Here is a 20536-nt window from a genome sequence, read left to right on the forward strand (position 1 = left end):
ATGGATAAGTGCTCAATATCTCTAAGTCAAAACCTTAAACCCCGCTCGCCTGCTTAGCAAACAGTCTCATCAATGGCTTAATTTTGCCCACTCGATACATACCTTCGCTACGTATTTGTTGAATAGGACGCATCTGTGCAAGCGACCCTGCGAATAGCCAGTTAAGCGCGGAAAAGCTGTGCATCATTAAACTGTTATGTGAACGACGCAAACGCTCGTAGCTACGCAATGTTTGATTACCGCCCCAACTGGTTCCACCGCTACGGGCAAAGTCGTGTGCCAATTGCTCGCTTAAAGTCTGCACATCGAGCATGCCTAAATTCAACCCTTGACCTGCTAGCGGATGGACACCATGCGCCGCATCACCGATTAAGACCAAATTATCTGCGACATAACTTTTCGCTTGTTGCGCAGTCAATGGAAAACTGGCGATGGACTCAATCTGAGTGATAGCACCTAGCTCATAGTTACTGGCAGCAGCCAATTTATCAGCGACAAAGTGCGCATCTTCCTCTATCAATGCCAATGCTTGATTGCGTGGTAGTGTCCACACGATCGACTGCCAGTGTTGCGGATTGGCTTTATCTGCATCAGTGATATCCGCTAACGGCAATAGTGCCAGTGTACCTGTGGGCAGCATCGCTTGGCGTGCGGTTGCTTGATGTGGTTTTTCAGTGTGAATCGCACAGCAAATTGCCGTTTGATTATAATCGAGTGTATCGAGTCCAATGGCTGCTTGCTGGCGCACAAATGAGCCGCGACCATCCGCGCCCACTAATAATTGAGCGTCAATCACAGTACCATCATCTAAAGTCACACGGTAGCCTTGCTCTGCACCCAGCCAATCCATATTGATAACTTTATGTCCAGCGATGACGGTTAAATAGTCACTGACATCATCCTCAGATAAACGCTGCCATAACGCATGTTCAATGACGGCGGGCTCAACCATGCTGCCAAGCATTTGCGGTAGCGTAGTATTAGAATGATTATCACCACTGTCACCAAATAATAGCTCACCCATGCCGTTCAGTTGCCACACCTGCATTTGCGAGTAGTCCGCTTTACGCTCAGAGGCAGCAATTTTTTGCCATGCGCCGACATCGTTGAGCAAGTTAATACTGGCCACGCTCAGTGCATAAACGCGAGCGTCGCGTTGCTTCAATATGTCTTGCCACTCTGACTCATCACGTTCAGGGCGTGCATCAATTAACGTCACGGGCATTTTTGCTTGCGCCAGTTTTAACGCCAATGTCGCCCCAACAATACCACTACCGATAATCAGCGTATGATTATTTTTCATAAGTTATTCCTACATTTAAATGCCATCGTATAGAACATTGGTATAGACCGTTGATATAACGTAATGTGATAAACTACGACTTTAGTCCCATCGCATAATTGGCGATTAGTGGCTTAATATTTGGCAGTTTATCAAAGGCAACCAAGGCCACATTCCGTGCCAGCTTAATGGCGGGGTTAGGATGCATAAAGCCATGTACCACGGCATCACAGAAGCGAATGACGCGTTTTTGATCGGTTTGACGTGCCTTCTCATAGCGTTTTAATAATTGCGTATCGCCAATGTCTGCGCCTTTTAGCACTTGCGTACTCATCATCTGCGCCAGCACATGAGCATCACGCATACAGAGATTAAATCCTTGACCGGCGACAGGATGTAAGGTATGCGCCGCATTGCCCATAACCACACAGCGACCATCGACTTGTTTGTCTGCCAATACTCGTGTTAGTGGATAAGCACCGCGACGACCAGCTGTGACAAACGTGCCAGCACGCTCACCAAAGGCTTTCTGCAAAGTTGCTAAAAAATGCGCATCGTCTTCTAAATATTTATTTTCTTCACCCGTTGGACAGACCCAAACCACCGAGCGTCTATAACCTGTTTGATACTCATCATTGCCATCGCCGTCTGGATCTGTCAATGGTAATACCGCCAGTGGCCCTGCTGGGCTAAAACGCTCAATCGCGACATGCCCGTGTGGTTTGTCAGTCTCTACCACGCCGACGATAGCGGTTTGCTGATAATCATAAGTCGCCGTGCCGATACCTAATAGCTGACGCACCGTAGAGTCGCGACCATCACAAGCGACCAAGACGCTGGCTTGCAACTGCTGCTCATACTCCTCTTTACCATAGTAGCTAAAGCTCAACGTCACCATGTCGTTTTTCTGAGCAACTGCCGTGACATTCGCATGATCAATTAAGGCAATGAGCGGCTCTTGCTGAGCGGCAAGCAATAGCTTACGTCCCAGCCAAGCATTTTCCATGACTTGACCAAATGACTCTACTTTTTCTTCGTCTTTATTCAGCTGCGCGCGTCCAAAACTACCTTGTTCACTGATTTGAACTGCATCAATGCGACAAGCATGACTTTGCAGCTCATCCCATAGACCAATCTCTTGGTAAATCTGTACCGTACGCCGTGATAGTGCCGTATTGCGGCTGTCTAAATAATGGCTTCGATTACTGTCATCATTTGGACTGATGGTTGGATAGCCCATCTTTTCGAGCAAAGTACTGGCGATACCATGATGCGCTAGTAGCAACGCAAAAGACAAACCCACGTGCCCACCGCCAACGATAAGAACATTCTGATCAGTGACTGCCCTTGAATTGCCAAATTTGTTTTTGGCATTCGATAAATTTGAATCCGTATTTTGCATCATGATTATTCCTATTGTGATCTATTTGGTATGCTGGCTGGCTATCAGTCATCAGCAAAAACTTTATTATTATAGAAGTTATATTACTTTATATAAAAACGCCATCGTTCTATTAAGAGGTGAAGCTCAGTATTAAGTTTGCTATTTAGACAGCGATGTAAATAGTGATGATATGGCTGATAGATTACCACAAATTGTCCGTCATTCTGTGCTCTTGACGGTATAGACAGCGTGTACAAAAAGCATCGACTATCTAAAATAACAGCGCCAGCTTACTTGAGGCACAAAGTTAATCAGCTTAAACGGCAGTGCTTCCAAAATCTTGGTACAGCGGTTGCAATCGCCATACAAAAACAAGGCTGTCCATGCCATCTATGGCTTGAATTTTAAAATCTATCTACCATAATAAAGGAAGGCCATTCACTTGTTACTATCGATAAATTACATAATAATTTTACCGTCATTGTTGTCTCTACTCTCTAAAAGTATTACTGACTATTTTATCTATTACACCCATGCTTCTATCAATAAATAGGAATAGCATCGGGCTACCAATATAAGGATAATCGATTGACTGATTCCATGAGCCGCCGTATAAAGTTCGAATCATTGACCCCAGCACAGCTCAAAACCGTGCTTGGTGAATATAACAACCACATGAAATATATCCAAGAACGCCTCGATATCAAAATCAGCCAACGCCAAGGGGACTTTTGCCTGAGTGGTGATATAACTGGCGTTGAGCGTGGCGAACGCATCATTTACAAAATGGTCGATGAAGCTCAAAACTCAAAAGATATTAGCGCAGAAGAGCTGCACCTCATTATCCAGTCAAGCATCTCGCGCGATCAAGATAACGAGGAAGATGAGCAAGCTACTGCTGAAGAAAATGAGAACAATTTAGAAACCGCTAGTGAGTTCACCCCGATCAGCTTGCGCACGCGCAAAGGTAAAATCATTCCGCGCGGTGGCAATCAACAAAGTTATGTGAAAAACGTTTTGAGTTCTGATGTCTCGTTTGGTATTGGGCCTGCGGGTACGGGTAAGACGTATCTTGCTGTTGCCTGTGCGGTCGATATGATAGAGCGTAATGAGATTGAGCGTATTTTATTGGTACGCCCTGCGGTAGAAGCAGGCGAAAAGCTAGGATTTTTACCGGGTGACTTGTCACAAAAAATCGATCCCTACTTACGCCCGTTATACGATGCGTTATACGAGATGCTTGGCTTTGAAAAAGTCGGCAAAATGATTGAAAAGCAAATCATTGAAGTTGCACCACTTGCTTATATGCGTGGTCGTACCTTGAACAATTCGTTTGTTATTTTGGATGAAGCACAGAACACCACACCTGAGCAGATGAAAATGTTTTTGACACGCTTAGGCTTTGGCTCACGTGCAGTCATCACAGGTGACATTACTCAGGTCGATTTACCACGCGGTACCAAGTCAGGACTGACGCAAGCGCTCGAAATTTTAAGCGGTATCGAAGAGATTCATATCACTAAATTCGATTCAAAAGATGTGGTACGCCATCAATTGGTACAACAAATCGTTGAAGCTTATGAAGTATTTGACACTGAGCAGTTGATCCTAGAAGAAAAGCGCAAACAAGAACGCTTAGCTGAGCAAGAGCGTAGACAAGCGATCAGCAACGCGGCTGCTAAGTTATAAGTGAGCAGCTATAGCTGATAAATTGTAGCCGTAATGAAACGTTGAGCATTAGAACCTTTAGCTTTAAAACATTAGGTTTCAAAACATTAGGTTTTAAAACAATGAAAACCGGATTACTAAAGACAGTAATTCGGTTTTTTATTAGGGCGTGTTGTTTTTTAAAGGATAGAAAAATGAACCAAGCTAATGATAATAGTATGACTGAAACAGCTGCAAATAATCTGACCAGCGCAGATCTCAATATCAGCGCGATTGACAGTATTGATGATAATTTGATTGAGCGCTTTTATAGTGCAGATAATCTGTTGCCAGTCATAATGGCAACGCTGAATTATATCGATGAACGTATTAACACTGGTATGACTCTGCCTTACTTTTCAGATATTGACTCTGAGCAATGGCAAGAAAAGCCAAAAGCACTCGATATATATATTACGGATGAGACAGAAGGACGCGAATTGAATTTGGAAGCGCGTGGCAAAGATTATGCGACTAACATTTTATCCTACCCAAGCGATATGCCAGCTGCCATCATTGAGCTGATGCCAACGCTGCCACTGGGTGAGTTAATCATTTGTCATGAAGTCATGGTACGTGAGGCCGCCGAACAAGATAAAACCGTCGCGCAGCATATTAGTCACCTATTGATACATGGTGTACTGCACTTATTAGGGTTTGATCATGAGCTTGGGCAATCCGAGCAAGATGAGATGGAAAGCTTTGAGGTTGAGATTTTGGCAGGCTTGAACCTACCAAATCCCTATATTTAAATATATGCGCTTTTACTCACTAGAGCTTTATGAACTAGTCTTTAGCCAATGGCAATTTCTGCGCTTGGCCCATCTGATTAATCATGTGATCTAAGCCTTTAACATGGACACTGCGCTGCGGGAATGGAATCTCAATTTTTTCATCATCGAGCGCATGTTTGAACTGCTCTAGTAGCTCGCATTGCATCGACCACCAGTCAGCATTGGTTGTCCAAACGTTTAGGGTTAAATCCACTGAATTATCACCCAAATTGGTCACTCGCACGATAGGCTCAGGATCAGTAAACGCCAATGCATTGTTTCTTGCGAGGCTTAGCATCACCTCTTTGGCCGTTTTTATATCGGCATCGTAGCCAATACCAACCGTAATATCGACGCGGCGATTGGGTAGCGCGGTATAGTTGACAACGGCTGACGTGGTGATATCGCTATTAGGAATGATGATATCGTGATTGTTAATGGTCGTTAAATGGGTATTAACCAAGCTAATCTCAGTCACCGTGCCGGTATAACTGCTGATCTGGACATAGTCACCGCGTACAAACGGGCGAAAAGTCACAATCATAATACCAGCGGCAAAGTTCGACAGCTGATCCTTTAGTGACAGACCAATGGCAACGGCGGCACCACCCAAGATAGCGACGACTGATGTGGTTTGCACGCCAACTTTGCTTAGCGCAGCCAAGGTAATCACGACCAGTAATACGCCATACAACAGACGGCTCAAAAAACCAGCGACTGTCTCATCTAGATGGCTACGCATCATAAGACGATTAGAGAAAGCGACCGCCTTTTTGGCCAGCCAGCGTCCGATGATGAATATGAGTATTGCCAAAGCCACTTTGATGACTAACTCTATTGCAGTGCTGGTTAGCGTGGCCACATCTATTGTAAAACCTAAAAATTCCATAATGACTCTTTATTCTATCGCTGTATTTTATGAATTTGGGTGTCTGCTATTAGGGATACAAACTGATTCTTGTTATCTTAACTTGTTATCCTAATAAGTCACATCTACTTTGTCACTATAACGGTAGGTACGTATCAAACGCAACTCGACTATATCATGCATGTCTTTAGTGAACTTACCAAAGGGCGCTGCTTGCCGTACTGACTGCTTAGCAGCTTCGTCCAATATTGTAGAATCTGAGCTTTCAAGCAGGCGAATGGCTTTAATATTACCGTCATGACTAATAATGACCATGAGGCGCACTTCACCCGTAATACCTTGCGCACGCGCTTGAGCAGGATATTGTAAATTACCAACGCGCTCGACGTGTTCACGAAAAGTATTGATATAGTCAGCGGCTGCACCACGCGTCGTTGAATTGCTATCGACCGTCACTACTTTCGACTTGGTTGCATAGAGCTGCTGACGCTGAGACAGTTGCGCCTCTAGGGTGGCAATTTGCTTACGCAGTCGCTCTTCTTGCGCCATGAGATCATCTTTTGATTGCTTACTGTCATTATCAGACTCTACCGTAGCCTGTCGCCAGCTTAGCGTGGTACGCAGATAGCTCTCTTGATAGCGTTGCTGGCGAACTTGACGCTGCAAACTGATCACGTCTTGGGTTTCGCTCATTTGCTCAGCAGACAATGGACTGCTCTGATCGGTCTCTTGCCTCAAAAGCTCACGTACCGTACCACCGCCCTCTTGAGAGGCGTTGGCAATAAAATGGGCATCTTCATTTGGCTGCATATTATCGGCTAGCGCCTTAGCCACGTCTTGCATCATCGCTGCGGGATCTTTGCCCATAGAAAAGCTGATACCAAAAATAATCAACGCATGGACGGCTACCGCGATGGCAATAGCAACAGGCAAGCTGATATCACGCTTGGGTGCTTGCGCTGAAAAGTGGTAGCTTTGTGAGTCTTTGATATAGGCCACAATTGGTCTCAGCTTCTGGATATGAGCTTATAAGTATAAAGGCAGCAGACAATACGCTGAATAAAAGTAAGGCGCGTTATCTGTGGCACATGTCGGCGCTATCATAACATGACATATAATTATGTCGCTAGCATAACCGTGGCTGACCAACCTTATGCCACTTATGCATCATTTTGCGGTACTAAGGTTATCAACACACTCTAGTCGCATAGCAAAAATAACCTCACAAGATTATGTGATTGGTTCATTGATATTAAGTATGCTTATCAAATGAATACCGACAAAACGCATGTGTTCATTTTGCATGCTTCTATTTTGTTATATACTGTTTCTAATGACAACATTATCAACTATTAGGTATTACCCTATCAAACATGACCTTTTCATTTGTGTTTGCTAAGGCAGTACCTAGCACTCGGCGAGCTTAGTAAAAAATGCTGTAACCAAGCAAGTTCCATGGCGTCATGTTTTTTGATTACTATTAGTATGCCTGATAACTAGAAAACCATCATTGACCATCCATACTTCATAAACGATTCTTTGCGTCGCCTTTGATGTTGCTGCCCTATATTTATAAGGATAATAAGTTTGAGTGATTTTGATAACGTGAATAATTCAGACAGTTTTGATGACTTTTTCGATAGTATCGACTATCGTTTTGACGAGTCATTCAGCGATGGTTGGGATCGCATAACCCAAACCATCAAGAACCTATATGATAGAACGACTGATAAACTTGAAGATGAGCTATCTCTGCCAGTCGCTCAGAGCTATGTCAATGATGCTCTGCAAAAGTTCGTGACCGACAATGTCAAAGCCATCTTAGAGCTGCGTGTTGAGATGCATGATGATTGGTTTCGCTTGTACTGCACTATCAACGTAGCCGGTATTTATGTAGAAATCGCCAGTAATTTCAGTTTGGTTCATGTGCAACTTGATCGTAATGTACAGCGCTTTGTGTTTGGGCAACAAACTTATACCGATGTGCTTAACTTACGCTGCGAGTCATTTATCAAACGTCAAGGCGTCAAGCTGTTCATTTGGTTCTACCATCGCATCCTAAAAAAAGATCCTTTGGGTTTTATTTTGTCTTATATCAATATCGCGCGCGCAAAAGATGAAGTTATTTATCTCGATATCAATCGCTGGCTAAAAAAGAACAAAAAAATCATGAGTGCTTTGCATAAGGTACAAGTGAATTATGGCGAAATTGAAGAAGAGCAAATGATTTTGAAAACGCAAATCAATTATCGCGATCTATTGGCAGCGAGCAGCAACGAGGACATCATTGGCGACGATGATGAGCCTGAACTCATGCAAGGTCCAATCAACCCGATTGATGATGCCACCGAACCGAGTCAAGTTTAGAACCCACTATAGTCAAAATATCCTAAAAACGCGACGGTATTGCTGATATCAATTTTTTGTCGCCTCTGTCTGCACAGGCACAGCAAGCAAGCAAGCAAGAAAAACTGATATCAGCAGTGCCTGACGTATCGATATTACTTTTCACTGACTATACTTTTAGCTCACAAAAAACGCTGACTCTTGGAGACTATGGTCTTTTAAGAGTCAGCGTTTTTGTTTTTATCGAGCCAATTTTCATTAGCATAAAGAGATAAGACGACTACCAGTAGTTTTCGACCGCAATATTGCCCTCACCGCGACGATTCATCACCAACCCCAATGACTTTAGCGTCTCTTTGGTATCCTCTACCATGTCTGGATTGCCGCACAGCATGACATGCGTGCTATCAGTGTCTAACGCTATGCCCGCTCGCTCTTGTAGCGTGCCGTCTAATAGCAGTTTTGGTAGACGCTCTGTCAGTGCGCCCTCAACTGGCTCACGAGTAACAATAGGAATGAAGATTAATTTGGCTGGATTATCTACTAACGTGCCAAAGTCTTCTTGTAGACTTTCTATCTTATCCACATAAGCCAGCTCTTCTATCGACCGCGCACTATAGGCTAATACAATGTGCTCGTAGTCCTGCCACGTTTGCAAGTCTTGTAGCATGGATAAAAATGGTGCAAGGCCAGTACCTGTTGCGAGCAGCCATAAATCTTTGGGCAATGGTTTTTGATAACGCGCTAAGGTTAAAAAACCAAACGGCATCGTATTGAGCAATAGCTCATCGCCCACTTGTAAATGTTGCAGCTGCGAAGTAAACGCACCATCAGGAATGACGATAGAGAAAAACTCTAACACCTCGTCAAAGGGAGAAGAAATAATCGAATAAGCACGAAAAACATCTTCATTTAATGCAGCATCAGATACATCGCTAGAGGCCTCATCTTGCTGCTGATAATACTGTAATTGACTCGGGTTGACGCCCAAACGTACAAATTGACCCGCTGTAAATTTAAAGCTGTCAGGACGGCTGACCGTAAAACTAAACAGATTTGGTGTCCAAGTAGTCTTACTCAGAACAGTTACGGTTTGGATATTGTCACTCATAATCATTCGTCACTTATACTTTATTAAATTTATTTTTATAAGAATTTAAACAATAAAAAAAGATGCGCCAAGCTTATCATAAAGCTGGCGCACCTGGGTTTTCTAAGCGTAACAGCAGATAAGCAGCACCATACAAATGCGGCGACTTACCTTACATCTATAATGGTATTACCAAATACGTGCCAAACTTGCCCATTCAATCAGCGTGTTCGGCAAGATACCAAAGAAGACTATCATCGCAGTCACCGCTATCACCATAATACCACCAGTGCGAATGCCCCATTGCCCAGAAACATCAAACTCAATGAATTGCTTAGGACGTTTGAACAGTGTAAGTAAGACACGTAAGTAATAGAATAAGCCAATCGCACTACCTAAGATAATCATCGCTGCTAAGAACCAATTGGCTCCTTGTACAGCAGCTAGTATGGCAAATAACTTAGTGATAAAGCCTGCCGTTAGTGGAATGCCAGCCAATGACAACATCATAATGGTCATGACAGCAGTCAACACTGGACGACGCCAAAACAGTCCTTGATAGTGGGTCAGCTCATCCGCTTCACCAGCCAAGCGATAAGGGCTCGACATCAAGGTCACGACACCAAAGGCACCGATAGAGGTAAAGGCATAAACCGCCATATACATGCTAGAGATACTATCTGCGGCTGAACCAATACTGACGATCACGATCAGCACATAACCCATATGCGCAATTGAAGAATAACCCAATAGACGTTTGAGGCTGGTTTGACGAACCGCCAACAAGTTACCTGCCAAGATAGACAATGTCGCCATGACCATCAATAGCATTTGTACCGACGGTAACGCCAATAAAGAGGTATCGATTAAGAATCGTACCGCCAGCGCCATCATAGCAACTTTGGATACCGATGCTAAGAAAGTCGCGATAGGTGCAGGTGCGCCTTCGTAAACATCGGGCGTCCACATATGAAACGGTGCTGCCGACAGTTTAAAGGCAATACCGAACATCATCATTGCCGCGCCAAGTATTAATAATGGCGACTCAAATACATCGACCAGCATGATGCTAATCGGCTTGAAAGCCAATGAGCCAACTTGTGCATAGATAAAGGCCATGCCCATCAGCAAGGTGGCCGATGCCGTCGCTGACAGTACCAGATATTTAAGTCCTGACTCCAGCGAGCGGTTGCGCATGTAAGTATAAGACAGCAGACCGTACAACGGTACTGAGAGCAGCTCTAAGCTCATAAAGAACGATGCCATATGCTGAGCACACACCATGAGCAGCGCGCCCGTGGTCGATAGCAGCATCAGCAAATACAACTCGTCTTTATTGTCTTTAAAATCGGCCAAATAGGCGTAAGATAAAGTACAACAAGCCAGCGCACAGATCAGTATTACCACCATGTTGAACTGCGCGAAGTTATCAATCACAAAAAGCTGTTCAGCGATTGGTAACTCAGAGCCACTGGTGATTATGCCTGCCATTTGCCCAATTAAAGTAAACAGAGCAATGTTTAGGCCGACGACCGTAATAGTACCCGTCACAATATGTGAGCGTTTAATGGTGATGGCGATCATTACCAACAATACCGTAATGACGACGGCAATGATCGGTGCATAAGGCATCAGTCCCATCAAATCATTCATCGTAAATTCATTCATGACTTAACGTGCCTCCATTGCATCAAGCAGCTGCGATGCATCTACTTGTGTCACTTGACTATATATATAGGCATTATTGATCCACTGCATAGCGTGGCTTGAGGTATCAAGGAACGGCTGTGGATACAGTCCGAGCCAGACCAAACCAGCGGCCAACATCAGTAATAACGACAGCTCACGTTTGCCTAAATCTTTTAATTTGCGGTTCGGCAAACCGTGTGATTTGGTCTCGCGCATGGCCAATGCTTCAATATTATTGGTACCAAATAATGCACGATGGATCAAGATCAGCGAGTACAATCCTGCCAATACCAAGCTGAAAGTGGCTAATACCACAAACACAGGATACTGGGCAAATGCACCTAATAAAATCATGAACTCACCAATGAAGTTCCCTGTACCTGGGATACCCAATAAGGCGGCACAGAAGAACATCAGTATGGGTGCATAGTAGCGGAATTGTCCCCACATGCCGCCCATCAAGGTTAAATCACGAGTATGCAGACGCTCATACAACTGCCCTGCCATGATGAACAATGCTGCCGAACTTAAGCCGTGCGCTAACATCTGAATCATCAAACCTTGCAAGCTGAGTAAGCTGCCAGCATAGATTGCCAAGACCACAAAACCCATGTGCGAGATACTGGTATAAGCCAGCAAACGCTTCATATCGGTTTGTATAAAGGCCAACCAAGCACCATAGAAGATGCCAATCGTACCTAAAGTCATCGCAATCGGCGCAAAATCTTGTGATGCTGCTGGGAATAACGGTAAGACAAAACGAATCAAACCATAAGCAGCCGTCTTAATCAGTACCCCTGCCAAATCAACCGAACCAGCCGTTGGTGCCTGCGCATGCGCGTCAGGTAGCCAGCCGTGAAAAGGAACAATCGGCAGCTTGACCGCAAAGCCAATAAAGAAGCATAGCATGATGGGGTATTCCCAACCGCCGAGCGACGTACCGAGCAAATCATTGTAATTAAAGCTGACCACGCCTTTTTGCGCGTAGCTGATAATGACCAATACCAATATGCCAATGAGCATGATAAGCCCAGACGCTTGGGTATAGATAAAGAACTTGGTTGCCGCGTATTCTTTGGTCTTGCCACCGACCACATCATGACCCCAAATGGCGATCAAGAAATAGATAGGAACCAGCATCATCTCCCAAAAGAAGAAGAACAAAAACAGGTCAATGGCTAAGAAAACACCAATGACACCACCCAAGCTCCATAGCAAGTTCAGATGGAAGAAACCAACACGACGTTGGATCTCATTCCACGAACAGGCAACCGCTGCAATACCCAGTAGACCGGTTAAGGCCACCATCATGAGCGACAAGCCATCTAAGGCTAAATGAAAGCTAATACCAAAAGTCGGTATCCACGGCACACTAAATTCAGCGACCCAAGGCACAGCCGAATCTGGTGCAATCACCTGTTTGCTCATACCGCCAAAATCACCGTATTGCCACAGTACCAGTGACAATACAAAGGTCAACGTCATACCGATTAAAGCAATCCAGCGCGGCAGACGTTTATTAACTCGCTCTACCAACCAACATAGCAATCCTGCAATAAACGGAATCGCAATCAATGCTGGTAGCATCCACGTTTGTTGTAACTCTATCATCTTATACCACCGTCATCATTACCAGCACCAGCAATACAGCAATACCCAAGCCAAAGCTTGTAGCGTAGCCTCGAAGTGACCCTGTTTGCGTCGCAGACAATATCTTATTACCTGCTGAAGCCAGCTTAGGTAATAAAAGCCACGTTTTATCAACAGGATCGGCTTTAAATAAGCGGCCGATGAACAAAAAGGGTTTTACAAAAATTATATCGTATAGCGCGTCAAAGCCTAGACCGTGATAGCACCAGTGATATAGCGCCCCACCAATACGTGAGCGCTTAAAGCTGGTAAGCAGACGACCTTTATCCACGACATATAATAGTGCCGCCAATATCAAACCTGCCGCCATTGCACCCATCGCGATATACTCTGCGGTGTGCTTGGCATGCGCTTGACCAGCAACTTCTAATAAATGACCAACGCTCTCTGGCAGCACCCCTTGCAATGGTGGCGTAATCAATGCGCCAACCGCAGTTGATAGCACCAGCAATACAGTCAGCGGCAGCCAATAAGATATCCCTGACAACTTGTGCGCAGGCGTTTTTTCTTCGCCAAAGAATATGATCCAAATCATACGGAACGTATAAAGTGCCGTTAAGAAAGCACCGAATACACCCATATAAAATAAGACCATGTGACCAGTTGCATAGGTCTCCCAAAGAATCGCTTCTTTAGAATAGAAACCAACGGTGACCCAAGGTATCGCTGCAAGTGCACCGCCACCAACGATATAACACCAAAATACCAATGGTATCTTTTTACGTAAGCCGCCCATCTTAAAGATGTTTTGCTCATGGTGTACTGCAAGAATTACCGCACCTGATGACAAGAATAACAAGGCTTTAAAGAAAGCATGCGTCATCAAATGGAAGATCGCACCTTGCCAAGCACCCACGCCGAGCGCTAGGAACATATAGCCAATTTGGCTCATGGTTGAATAGGCAAGGATACGTTTAATATCAGTTTGCGCTAACGCACAGAATCCAGCAACGACTAACGTCAATGCCCCTACACCGCCAACCCAATACAATAAGATACCAGGCGTCAGCTCAAACAATGGATGTAAACGAGCAATCAGATAAACACCTGCCGTTACCATCGTTGCCGCATGAATCAGCGCTGATACCGGTGTCGGACCTGCCATTGCATCAGCAAGCCAAGTATGTAATGGCAACTGTGCTGACTTACCCATTGCACCGCCGACCAACATCATGGTGGTTAGCATCATCGTTGGATTATTGATGTCAAAGACTTCTGGCGCGCGCGTAATAATGTCTTGAATATTAAGCGTACCAAATTCACGGAACAATAAAAACAAACCAAACGCTAAGAACACATCACCAACACGCGTGACCGTAAAGGCTTTCATCGCTGCGCGACCATTGGCTCTATCATGATAATAAAAACCAATCAAAAGGTAAGAACAGATACCGACGCCTTCCCAACCGAGATAAAGCAAAAATAAATTGTCCGCCAATACCAGCAATAGCATGCTGGCGACGAACAAGTTCATATAGCTAAAGAAACGGGCAAAGCCAGTGTCGCCTTTCATATACCAAGCGGCAAACAGATGGATTAAAAAACCAATGCCGGTAATAACACCCGTCATCGTCAATGCCAAACCGTCAAAGCTCAAGCCAAAGTTTGGTGCAAAGTCTCCCACTTGGAACCATGTCCATAGCGGAATCTCAATGACCGTACCTGCTGGATTGCTGGTTAAAAAAGTATAGCTGACCACCAATGTGCATAGTGCTGATAGCAGCATACTGCCAACACCGACCATCGCGGCCACTTGCTCTGATAATTTGTCACGCATAAAGGCTAAAATTAAAAAGCCAACGAGCGGGAATATAAAGGTTAATGGTAATAAACTCATGACATCATCCTTTCATCTCATTGGCGCTATCGACATCGAGATGCCCACGCTGATGATAAAAACGCAATAATATTGCCAGACCAATAGAGGCTTCAGCGGCGGCCAACGTCAAAATAAAGATAAACATAATTTGTCCATCTGGATCGACCCAGCGACTGCCTGCCACTACAAATGCTAATGCTGCCGCATTCATCATGATCTCAAGGCTCATTAGCATAAATAGGAAGTTACGTCGTACCATGACGCCGCATAGACCAATGGCAAATAAAATACCTGCCAAAATCAGTCCATGGCTCATGGGTATCATACCCAGTACATTTTGCGCCTCAGCAACCGGCTGTACTAAGCCTGCCACCTCGTGGGCAAACGGCACGTTCGACACATCTTGTGCCACGCTTGCTGCTAGTACCATCAGTCTGACTCCTTGCGCGTGACTTTCTTCATACCCACTTGCATACTTACCTTCTTACCAACGTAGTCATGCGGATCGACATCTTTATATTCGTAGGGTTTAGCCATTTTTACCGCATCATATTCTGTATGAGTGCTTTCGTTATCGTATTGCTTGATACTGCCCACACTAGGCTTAAAGTCTTGACTGTCATTACCGACAATTTCATCATCGGATGACTCTTTACCCACATGATAAGCAGCCACTAGCGCAGCTAGTAATAGTAAAGCAGCGATTTCTACCAACATAATATATTTGCTAAATAATGCAGTACCTACCGCTTTAGAGGAAACACTGACCCCGCCAATAACAGCAGCTTCGTCGTGATTGAGACCAATCATCGCATAGAGCACAACCGCAATAATAATGGTCAATCCTGTCGGTACAGCCCAAGTGCCCGCATCAAGCCAGCGCTCTTCACGCTCATCATTACGCATGCCCAAATTGAGCATCATGATGACAAACACGAAAAGCACCAGAATTGCCCCAGCGTATACGACAATCTCTAGCGCACCAGCAAATGGCGCACCGAGTACGAAAAATATGCCAGCGACTGCTAGTAAAGACACAATCATCGACAAAATTGCATGTACCGGATTGGCATGGGTGACTACTCGTAGACTGGCAAAGATAGCCACGGCAGCAAGTGCATAAAATCCTGCCAATTCAGGACTATTCAAAATATTCATCATGGCAGCAAGCTCCTTAGATCAATCGGTGCAGCTTCGTTTTGTGCCGCGCCTTTTGGTTTGTCCGCGACTGCCATACCCGTCACACGATAATAGTTATAATCGGGATACTTACCTGGTCCTGAAATCAGCAAATGCTCTTTTTCATAAACCAAATCTTGGCGCTTATATTCACCCAGCTCAAAGTCGGGCGTCATTTGAATCGCTGTTGTCGGACAGGCTTCTTCACATAGGCCGCAAAAGATACAGCGCGAGAAGTTAATTCGGAAAAACTCCGGATACCAACGACCGTCTTCACGTTCCGCTTTCTGTAATGAGATACAGCCGACCGGACATGCCACGGCGCATAAGTTACAAGCAACGCAGCGCTCATCACCATCAGGGTCGCGAGACAATATGATGCGTCCACGAAAGCGCGGTGGTACAGGTACCGGCTCTTCAGGATAAAGAATGGTGTCACGCGGTCTAATCGCATGACTATTGACCATCCACATGCTGCGGACAATGGTAAATAGGCCAATGACGATCTTTTTTATGCTAGTAAACATGGGATTATTATCCTTATCAGCTTTACCCTAGTTCATCAATGATGGCTAGTAATGATTACAACGTTGGCGAAAAGATCAAAATGACTGCGGCAGTAACCAATAAATTAATCAACGTTACCGGCAGGCAGACTTTCCAGCCAAAGTTCATCACCTGATCATAGCGCGGACGCATGAGTGAGCCTCGAGCCAAAATAAACATGGTCATAAAGAACAGCGTCTTAATCATGAACCAAAAAGCTGGTGGAATAAATGGAATATCTAAATTAAAAGGCGCAAGCCAACCACCAAAGAACAGACAAGTCATCAATGCTGAAATCAATACGACGTTGACATATTCCCCAATAAAGAACATCCCGAACTTCATGCCAGAATATTCGACATGATAGCCCTCGGCAAGCTCTTGCTCTGCTTCTGGTTGATCAAATGGATGCCTATGCGTCACGGCCACACCAGCGACCACAAAGGTCAAAAATCCAAAAAACTGCGGAATGATATACCAGCCGTCAATTTGTGACTCGACAATCTCACGTAAATTAAAAGAACCGGTCAAAGCGACGACGCCCATCAACGACAAACCTAAGAAGACTTCATAACTAATCGTTTGCGCCGCTGAACGTAAGCCACCCAATAACGAGAACTTGTTAGCAGATGCCCAACCACCAAACATCACTGCATAGACAGCAATACCGGCCATGGCAAAGAAGAACAGGATACCGATATCCCAATCAGCCACACCAAGTGTTGGTGAGATAGGAATAATGGCAAATGAGGCCAATGCGGTAAACATTGCGACCGCAGGTGCCAAGGTAAACATAAACTTATCGGTGAAATTTGGCGTCCAATCTTCTTTAAAGAAGATTTTGAGCATATCTGCGACCAGCTGCAATGAGCCAAAAGGCCCAACTCGGTTTGGACCGTAACGGTCTTGCCACAAAGCCAACATACGGCGCTCATAGACAATCATCATAGCGGCAACGATGACCACTACCAAAAAGATGACCAGCGATTGGCTGACCAAAAAAAGAATAGACCAAGCATCAAAGCTCATGCTACTCGCCAAAAAGCTTGGCACATCAGGGATAATACGGGTAACTTGCATATTACACCTCCTGTGTGATGGTCGGCGCTGTATTCATTTGCGCGGCATTATTATCGTTCATGCTGTTTCCAGCATCATTATTTATCAAAGAACTATCGTCAGCCATACTACCCATCATGGTCACTGGCGCATCAACTTTACGTACCGACGCTGGCATCGATGGGTGAATGATGCTCACTTGCCCGACTGGGTAACCGATACAACCTTCCGCTAAATAACCGACTATTTGTACTGGCAAAGTGATTTGTTGCTTATCAATCTCAATCGCCAAGTAATCACCAGCAGCAATATTCCAGTCTTTAGCATCATCCATACCGATACGCCATGCGGCAACAGGTAGTTGCTCAGCGACGATTGGACTACGAGATGCCATCATGGAACTGGCATAGATATTATAGATAGGCACTAGCTTCGCTTGGCCTTGCTGCATATCAGTCGTCGTCGCAGACATCGCTTCTGGCGCAACATATTGACGTGTTTCTAAACGTGCTAGCTGATCAAATAAGCGTACACCTGGATCGCCATTTTTCAGATGACCGCCGACTTTGTCTTGGTATTTGTTCCACGCTTGCGGTGAGTTCCACCCTGCCGCATTGGCAAAAGGAATCATCGAGCTTGGCGTTTCTTTACCGCTATAACCTTCCATTGAGAAGGTTAAGCCCGTATCCAAATCTTTTGGCTGCATTGGCTCGTGCACTGAAATCGGCGCACGCATAGCGGTACGACCTGAGTAACGACGTGGCTGACGAGCAATTTTAAGACCCGTCATACGATAGTCAGCATCAGGCGCAGCGCCTTTGATACCAGCAAGCTTAGGATGCGTGGCAATCAACGCATTGATGACATCATCTAGCTGCGTCCAATCGACATCACGACCTTCGATGCTGCTATGCACTGCATGCAACCAGCGCCAGCCTTCTTTGATGCTACTCATCGGATGATAATATTCGTTATCGTAAACTTGGAAGAAGCGCTGCGCACGGCCTTCAGCAGATATCAACGTACCGTCTGCTTCTGCAAAACTAGCCGCTGGCAATACGATATCGACGTCTTTATGCCAATCAAGTAGCTGATGATCGAGTGCAATGACGGTTTTATCAGATAGTAACTGCGTCAGTTTATTGGCATCGATGGCATCAGTCAGCTGATTTTCAGCGACAATAACCACATCAAAATCAGTGGCTAACAGCTCTTCGACTGATTGTCCGCCGAGCATGCACACACCCATGCTATTAGCATCGGTAACCGTTAAGTAGATACCTGCTTGTGCCTGATACTTATTGTTTACTTCTTTCAGCTCAAGTTTTTCAGCAGGCTCACGCTCTATATCGTCCTGCACTTCTGTATTCACACCCGTTTCAGGCTTATTTGGTTTGGCTGATAGCTCTTGGTCTTCTTCAGGCTGATCGGTTTGTGCTTGTTGCGTTGCCGCATTTACTTTGGCGTTGTGCGTTTCAACTTGATGCTGTTCAGTCGCTTTGATTGCCGAGCGTTTTTGCGTTAATGCCTGAGTAATCTGTGCAGCTGCCTCTATCAATGCGGTAGAAGACAAGCTGCTACCTGAGATGACCAGTGGCTTGTCTGCTTGGATCAAGTCATAAGCGATTTGCTTCGCTAACGCTTGCATACCGTCAGTCTCAGTACTGGTATCAATATTGGCATCTTGTTCAGCCGCTTGCGGATCTGCTATTTCTGTTAGATCATCAGCAAAGCTTGCAATCTCATCAGCGACCTTAAAGCCAAGTTTAGTAATGTCTTCAGGGGTCGCGACCACGCTCACTTTACTGATATCTTCTAGCTTAGTCTGTACCACGTCAATGACATAAACTGGGCTTAGCGCATCTTGCGCAATACGCTTAACAGGTTCAGCAAGCCAAGGTTGCGTTTGCAAAGCCGCTGCCATTTTTAGGCCTTCATTTTTTGCAGCTTGGCGTACTGACAGCGCGACACGTGATGAAGTTTGCGTGATATCTTCACCCAATACTAATACCGCATCATGGCTTTCAATGTCTGTCATGCTTGGGTTATAAATACCTTCGGTGCTGAGCACTTCGATACATTTATTGACCAGTGCTTGCTGCTGATGGTTCAAACCCGTTGAGAAGTTATCAAAGCCAACGAGATTTTTTAGCGCAAAGTTAGTCTCTAGACTGGCACGTGGTGAGCCGATACCGATGACTTTTTTATCTTTGATACGCTTGATGGTTTCATCTAATGCATAATCGATATTGATTTTGACATGTTTATCATTGATACGTTCAAGCGCTTGGGTTGGGCGATCGTCACGATTGACATAGCCATAACCAAAGCGACCACGATCACATAAGAAGTAACGGTTTACTTCACCGTTATAGCGGTTTTCGATACGGCGCAATTCACCATATCGCTCGCCCGGTGAGATATTACAACCAGCCGAGCAGCCATGACAGATGCTAGGCGCATACTGCATGTCCCACTTACGATTATAACGCTCTGAATGTGTTTTATCAGTGAAGACGCCTGTTGGGCAGACTTCCGTTAAGTTACCTGAAAACTCGCTTTCGAACTGACCATCTTTATCACGGCCAAAATAGACGCGGTTATTTGAGCCATAAACGCCCAAATCTTCACCGCCCGCATAGTCCTTATAAAAACGTACACAGCGATAGCAAGCGATACAGCGGTTCATCTCATGCGCGATGAATGGGCCAAGCTCTTGGTTATGATGCGTGCGTTTGGTAAAGCGATAACGACGACGACTATGACCTGACATATAGGTCATGTCTTGCAAATGACAATGGCCGCCCTCTTCACAAGTTGGGCAATCATGTGGATGGTTGGTCATCAGTAGCTCAACCATCGACTTGCGGAATGCTTTGGCTTCGTCATCAGTGACCGAGATGTACATGTCATCGCCAGGAGCGACCATACATGACATCACGAGACGACCGCGACCTGCTTCCATGTCTTCTTTGTTTTGGAATTGCTTGACCGCGCACTGACGGCACGAGCCTACTGAGCCAAGGGCTGGATGATAACAAAAATACGGCACATCAATGCCGAGTGATAAGCAGGCTTGTAGCAAGTTATCTGCGCTATCTACTTCGACAGTGGTTCCATCAATATGTATGACTGCCATGCCGC

Annotated in this window: 16 protein-coding genes; 3 read left to right on the forward strand and 13 right to left on the reverse strand. The window is 45.1% G+C overall.

What is annotated here, in order from left to right; genetic code table 11:
- Positions 1-34: 34 nt before the first annotated feature.
- Positions 35-1303 carry an FAD-dependent monooxygenase gene (locus J5X94_RS11375; protein WP_210541339.1) on the reverse strand — a complete coding sequence of 423 codons (1269 nt, stop codon included), beginning with the start codon at positions 1301-1303 and terminating at the stop codon, positions 35-37.
- Between the two features lie 73 nt (positions 1304-1376).
- Complete coding sequence (locus J5X94_RS11380; RefSeq protein ID WP_210541340.1) at positions 1377-2687, reverse strand: FAD-dependent monooxygenase; 1311 nt, start codon at positions 2685-2687, stop codon at positions 1377-1379.
- Between the two features lie 579 nt (positions 2688-3266).
- Between J5X94_RS11380 and J5X94_RS11385 the strand changes: the two genes are divergently transcribed.
- Positions 3267-4355, forward strand: coding sequence for a PhoH family protein (locus tag J5X94_RS11385; RefSeq protein ID WP_210541364.1), 1089 nt, complete (start codon positions 3267-3269; stop codon positions 4353-4355).
- 173 nt (positions 4356-4528) lie between these two features.
- Positions 4529-5125: an rRNA maturation RNase YbeY gene (gene ybeY, locus J5X94_RS11390; RefSeq protein WP_228293243.1), complete on the forward strand. Its 597-nt coding sequence runs from the start codon at positions 4529-4531 to the stop codon at positions 5123-5125.
- A gap of 34 nt (positions 5126-5159) precedes the next feature.
- On the opposite strand, the gene J5X94_RS11395 is transcribed toward ybeY, so the two are convergent.
- Together J5X94_RS11395 and J5X94_RS14045 are read right to left on the reverse strand one after the other, a co-directional pair.
- Positions 5160-6035, reverse strand: a complete 876-nt coding sequence (locus J5X94_RS11395; protein WP_010198929.1) for a mechanosensitive ion channel family protein — start codon at positions 6033-6035, stop codon at positions 5160-5162.
- Positions 6036-6125: 90 nt separating this feature from the next.
- A complete protein-coding gene (locus tag J5X94_RS14045; protein ID WP_210541341.1) occupies positions 6126-7013 on the reverse strand; it encodes an energy transducer TonB in 888 nt (295 codons plus the stop codon).
- Positions 7014-7601: 588 nt separating this feature from the next.
- On the opposite strand from J5X94_RS14045, the gene J5X94_RS11405 reads away from it, so the two are divergent.
- On the forward strand, positions 7602-8381 hold the full coding sequence (locus J5X94_RS11405) for a hypothetical protein (protein ID WP_210541342.1): 780 nt from the start codon (positions 7602-7604) through the stop codon (positions 8379-8381).
- A gap of 259 nt (positions 8382-8640) precedes the next feature.
- Here J5X94_RS11405 and J5X94_RS11410 read toward each other — a convergent pair whose 3' ends face one another.
- The 9 genes from J5X94_RS11410 to nuoG all read right to left on the reverse strand — a co-directional run bounded on the left by J5X94_RS11410 (position 8641) and on the right by nuoG (position 20531).
- The gene (locus J5X94_RS11410) at positions 8641-9474 is read right to left on the reverse strand and encodes a ferredoxin--NADP reductase (protein ID WP_416346180.1); all 834 of its coding nucleotides are present in this window, start codon (positions 9472-9474) and stop codon (positions 8641-8643) included.
- Positions 9475-9639: 165 nt separating this feature from the next.
- Positions 9640-11118, reverse strand: coding sequence for an NADH-quinone oxidoreductase subunit N (locus J5X94_RS11415; protein ID WP_010198916.1), 1479 nt, complete (start codon positions 11116-11118; stop codon positions 9640-9642).
- A gap of 3 nt (positions 11119-11121) precedes the next feature.
- Positions 11122-12750 carry an NADH-quinone oxidoreductase subunit M gene (nuoM, locus tag J5X94_RS11420; RefSeq protein ID WP_210541343.1) on the reverse strand — a complete coding sequence of 543 codons (1629 nt, stop codon included), beginning with the start codon at positions 12748-12750 and terminating at the stop codon, positions 11122-11124.
- Between the two features lies 1 nt (position 12751).
- Complete coding sequence (gene nuoL / locus J5X94_RS11425; protein WP_210541344.1) at positions 12752-14626, reverse strand: NADH-quinone oxidoreductase subunit L; 1875 nt, start codon at positions 14624-14626, stop codon at positions 12752-12754.
- Positions 14627-14630: 4 nt separating this feature from the next.
- A complete protein-coding gene (nuoK, locus tag J5X94_RS11430; RefSeq protein ID WP_025653102.1) occupies positions 14631-14939 on the reverse strand; it encodes an NADH-quinone oxidoreductase subunit NuoK in 309 nt (102 codons plus the stop codon).
- Between the two features lie 98 nt (positions 14940-15037).
- The gene (gene nuoJ, locus J5X94_RS11435; protein ID WP_194620353.1) at positions 15038-15769 is read right to left on the reverse strand and encodes an NADH-quinone oxidoreductase subunit J; all 732 of its coding nucleotides are present in this window, start codon (positions 15767-15769) and stop codon (positions 15038-15040) included.
- Positions 15766-16314 (reverse strand): NADH-quinone oxidoreductase subunit NuoI, encoded by a 549-nt coding sequence (nuoI, locus tag J5X94_RS11440; protein ID WP_189586455.1) that lies wholly within the window; start codon positions 16312-16314, stop codon positions 15766-15768. Before nuoI ends, nuoJ begins: the two co-directional genes overlap by 4 nt.
- A gap of 55 nt (positions 16315-16369) precedes the next feature.
- Positions 16370-17362 (reverse strand): NADH-quinone oxidoreductase subunit NuoH, encoded by a 993-nt coding sequence (gene nuoH / locus J5X94_RS11445; protein WP_189586605.1) that lies wholly within the window; start codon positions 17360-17362, stop codon positions 16370-16372.
- 52 nt (positions 17363-17414) lie between these two features.
- The gene (gene nuoG, locus J5X94_RS11450; RefSeq protein ID WP_210541345.1) at positions 17415-20531 is read right to left on the reverse strand and encodes an NADH-quinone oxidoreductase subunit NuoG; all 3117 of its coding nucleotides are present in this window, start codon (positions 20529-20531) and stop codon (positions 17415-17417) included.
- Positions 20532-20536: the final 5 nt, after the last annotated feature.

Origin of the sequence: Psychrobacter sp. K31L, from assembly GCF_017942195.1 — a bacterium.
In the GTDB taxonomy this organism is placed as follows: domain Bacteria; phylum Pseudomonadota; class Gammaproteobacteria; order Pseudomonadales; family Moraxellaceae; genus Psychrobacter; species Psychrobacter glaciei.

What these genes read in the sequence shown, in the direction of transcription:
- J5X94_RS11375 (WP_210541339.1), bottom strand. Translation starts at nt 1,303, where the DNA reads ATGAAAAATAATCATACGCTGATTATCGGTAGTGGTATTGTTGGGGCG.
- J5X94_RS11380 (WP_210541340.1), bottom strand. Translation starts at nt 2,687, where the DNA reads ATGATGCAAAATACGGATTCAAATTTATCGAATGCCAAAAACAAATTT.
- J5X94_RS11385 (WP_210541364.1), top strand. Translation starts at nt 3,267, where the DNA reads ATGAGCCGCCGTATAAAGTTCGAATCATTGACCCCAGCACAGCTCAAA.
- ybeY (WP_228293243.1), top strand. Translation starts at nt 4,529, where the DNA reads ATGAACCAAGCTAATGATAATAGTATGACTGAAACAGCTGCAAATAAT.
- J5X94_RS11395 (WP_010198929.1), bottom strand. Translation starts at nt 6,035, where the DNA reads ATGGAATTTTTAGGTTTTACAATAGATGTGGCCACGCTAACCAGCACT.
- J5X94_RS11415 (WP_010198916.1), bottom strand. Translation starts at nt 11,118, where the DNA reads ATGAATGAATTTACGATGAATGATTTGATGGGACTGATGCCTTATGCA.
- nuoM (WP_210541343.1), bottom strand. Translation starts at nt 12,750, where the DNA reads ATGATAGAGTTACAACAAACGTGGATGCTACCAGCATTGATTGCGATT.
- nuoL (WP_210541344.1), bottom strand. Translation starts at nt 14,626, where the DNA reads ATGAGTTTATTACCATTAACCTTTATATTCCCGCTCGTTGGCTTTTTA.
- nuoJ (WP_194620353.1), bottom strand. Translation starts at nt 15,769, where the DNA reads ATGATGAATATTTTGAATAGTCCTGAATTGGCAGGATTTTATGCACTT.
- nuoI (WP_189586455.1), bottom strand. Translation starts at nt 16,314, where the DNA reads ATGTTTACTAGCATAAAAAAGATCGTCATTGGCCTATTTACCATTGTC.
- nuoH (WP_189586605.1), bottom strand. Translation starts at nt 17,362, where the DNA reads ATGAGCTTTGATGCTTGGTCTATTCTTTTTTTGGTCAGCCAATCGCTG.
- nuoG (WP_210541345.1), bottom strand. Translation starts at nt 20,531, where the DNA reads ATGGCAGTCATACATATTGATGGAACCACTGTCGAAGTAGATAGCGCA.